Source organism: Stenotrophomonas pictorum JCM 9942, from assembly GCF_001431585.1.
GTDB lineage: Bacteria > Pseudomonadota > Gammaproteobacteria > Xanthomonadales > Xanthomonadaceae > Stenotrophomonas > Stenotrophomonas pictorum.
On record NZ_LLXS01000062.1, the window covers coordinates 1 to 2,690 of the forward strand.

The 2,690-nt window shown below is 66.8% G+C and carries 4 protein-coding genes; all 4 read right to left on the bottom strand.

Annotated features, from left to right (window positions below):
- Positions 1 to 220: 220 nt before the first annotated feature.
- Complete coding sequence (locus ARC78_RS15285) at positions 221 to 736, bottom strand: hypothetical protein (protein ID WP_054658933.1); 516 nt, start codon at positions 734 to 736, stop codon at positions 221 to 223.
- Between the two features lie 10 nt (positions 737 to 746).
- Entirely contained in the window at positions 747 to 1,397 is a 651-nt protein-coding gene (locus tag ARC78_RS16725) for a hypothetical protein (protein WP_145974374.1), read from the bottom strand.
- A complete protein-coding gene (locus ARC78_RS15295) occupies positions 1,397 to 1,963 on the bottom strand; it encodes a hypothetical protein (RefSeq protein ID WP_057506592.1) in 567 nt (188 codons plus the stop codon). Before ARC78_RS15295 ends, ARC78_RS16725 begins: the two co-directional genes overlap by 1 nt.
- The coding region (locus tag ARC78_RS15300; protein ID WP_241772763.1) for a holin at positions 1,960 to 2,690 on the bottom strand (731 nt) is incomplete at its 5' end. The genes ARC78_RS15295 and ARC78_RS15300, both read right to left, overlap by 4 nt.

Below are 2,690 nucleotides of genomic sequence, written 5' to 3' on the forward strand. Positions count from 1 at the left end.
CCTGATGCGTTGCCGACAGCTGCCCCCCCTCCCCCTCCGCCACCCCCACGCGAAATAACCTGCACACTGGGGAGGGCCGTGGCCGGGAACGTCCAGTTCTGGCTGCTCGTGAACGTGACTAGCTTCCGGTAGAGCATGCCGCCGCCTCCAGGCAACGTATCACCTGCGGGGAGCTGCACAGTCTCCCCGCCGACACGAACGAGTGGCCGTCTCTCAGTCATTACAGGACCACGTAGTCGTAGTCGTCAGTGACCAGCTCCGTGGCGCTCTTGGCCATGCCCAGCTTCTGGTCGATCTTGCCGGTGTTGGCCGCATCAGTCGCATCCAACGGAGCCGCCAGAACGCCGCCAGCGGTACCCAGGTAGTAGTTGGTACCGACCGTCAGACCTGTGAGCGCATCGTTGACCGAATCGAGCGGGTAGCCAGTGCCCTCAGCATCGGCCGCGACGGACTCACGCACGAAGCCATGAGCGGGACGGGCGTTGGAGTTGTCAGCCAGGCGCGCCTTCAAGACGCCGCCGTCAGCAAATCGGTTGTAGAACTTGCCGGCGCCGATCGCCTCGCTGGCGGTGATCGGCTCACTCGGGTCTGCACCCGGGTCGTACATCGAAGGATCCAGCTTGCCGTCACTGCCCAGGGCCGGGATCTTGCCGGCGTCGCCAGCACCGGCCGAGGCGGTGATCGGCGTGTACTGCTTGGTCTCGCCGGCGTTCCGATAGAGGACCTTGTCCACCATTTGCTTGCTCCTATGCCAGCTTCACTGGCTCGTCGAAAGTGAGGTTGAGCCGGGTTGCCGATGGGGCATACCCGACCACGATTTCCCAGCCGGTGGTCGGCAGGGCCTGGGTGAGTTCGCCGTTGGAGCCGGCGAACACGAACCCCGGTGACCAGGACCAGCCCGCGTCATCGATGGTGCCGCTGGTCTTGATCTTGATGGCCGCCCCGGTACTGCCGGCGGTGATCGAGAGGCCCAGCATCCCAGCCACGGAGTCGCCATCAACGGGATCCAAGTGGCGAATTCCTGCAGCTGATTCAGACACCACGCGCAGGGCAGAAACTGTCGCCGCAGCTGGGCGAACGACGGGGGCCAGCGACACAACGGGGTCACCTGCAACGCCATCTGCATTCGTGACCTCGATGCCCTGCCCCTGCGCGAGCGACCGCTGGTGCCACTCGCCGTCAGGGCCGCGCGTTGCGAAGCCGGCACCGGCCAACTTGGCCAACTTCTGCAGGTTGGCCGGTACCTCGCGGATCAGCTTCCAGACGGTTGCCGAGGGCGGTGGCCTATCAGGCTGAGCGGGTGCCGGCGCAGGCGGGATCGGCGCCGCCGGGGCTCCTGCTTGAATACGGACCACTCGCCCCAGTTGGTCCTTCAGCTTGATCTTGCGGCCGGCCATCAGGGGTCGACCTCCACAGCACAACCGGCGGCTATCACTGCCTGGCGGTCAGCGCGCCAGCCATTCCACAGCCAGTCGATTAGCGCGGCGTCGGCGTCTGATGCCGCAACAATTCGCGCCGCGCTGTCATAGCGCCCTGTGGCACTGGCTTGGCCGGCATTGGCGGCAACACCACCGGCGCCGGGTCCGGGCGAATCACAGGACCACTGCGGCTGCAGCTGCACATCGCCGCGGCGCAGAGCAGCAGCAAGATCACGTTCGGCACGTTTCGCATCGTTCAAGGCCTCTTGGTATCGGGTGTCGTTGTCGCGCCGGCTGGCGGCCAGCGTTTGGGAGGCAGCCTTGGCCTTGGCGGCCACCGCGGCGCTCGCCTCGGCCAGGCGCTGGAGTGTCGCGGCGTGGGTGGCGTTGTCGGTTGCTCGCGCCGCAACCTCAGCCGCGTACTCACCCTTCCAGTGGCCGGCGCCCCAGCGGTAGCCCAGCACCAACAGCAGGATGGCCAGCAGTGCAATCAGGCCCCAGCGGATCAGGTCGGCATAGGGCCGCAGCGGATCTAGGTTGATCACTGCCGCCCCTCGCACATCGCCCGCTCGTCGGCCCGGCGCAGGACCAGGCCCCGCAGTTCGCGGCCGCCGGCATTCTTCCAGCGGTCCAGCTCAGCACATGCACCGGGCCAGTCGTTGGCCAAGGCCAGCCGCTGCAGGGTCGAGCCGCAGACGACCTTCGGGCCGAGATTAAAGGCCGCGGAGGTGAGCGCCGCTTCGACGTGGACGAACTTGGGCATCGGCAAGCAGCGGTTCACCGCGGCGTTGGCGATCGCGATATCGGCCTGCAGCAACTGCTCGCACTCGGCCTTGGTGTAGCGCTTGCCCGGCACGATGTCGGAACCGGTGTGGCCATAGCAGACCGTCAGGACGCCAACGGTGTCGCGGTAGGGCTCGTAACGCACGCCCTCCCACTTCGCGATCAGTGGCGCGGCCAGAGCGGCAACGGCAATCGACACCGCGGCGGCGATGCTGAGCACACCGCGCGAAGCCGCACCACGCTGGCGCTGCCGGTAGTCGGCCATGCGCGCCTCATGCTCAGCCGTCTCGCGCTTGTCCTTGCGGCGGTTGAAATACCACTGCATCAGCAGGCCGGCGATCACGCCGATCACGCCCACGAACGCTGCGATGTCGTTGGCTGACAGGCCGCCCAAGAAGGCGGCGCCGCCGCTGGTATAGGTGATCCCCTTGGCCACGCCAGCCATGGTGATTTCGGTCTGCTCGTTCATGCGGTAATCCCCCCGCAAAA

What these genes read in the sequence shown, in the direction of transcription:
- ARC78_RS15285 (WP_054658933.1), bottom strand. Translation starts at nt 736, where the DNA reads ATGGTGGACAAGGTCCTCTATCGGAACGCCGGCGAGACCAAGCAGTAC.
- ARC78_RS16725 (WP_145974374.1), bottom strand. Translation starts at nt 1,397, where the DNA reads ATGGCCGGCCGCAAGATCAAGCTGAAGGACCAACTGGGGCGAGTGGTC.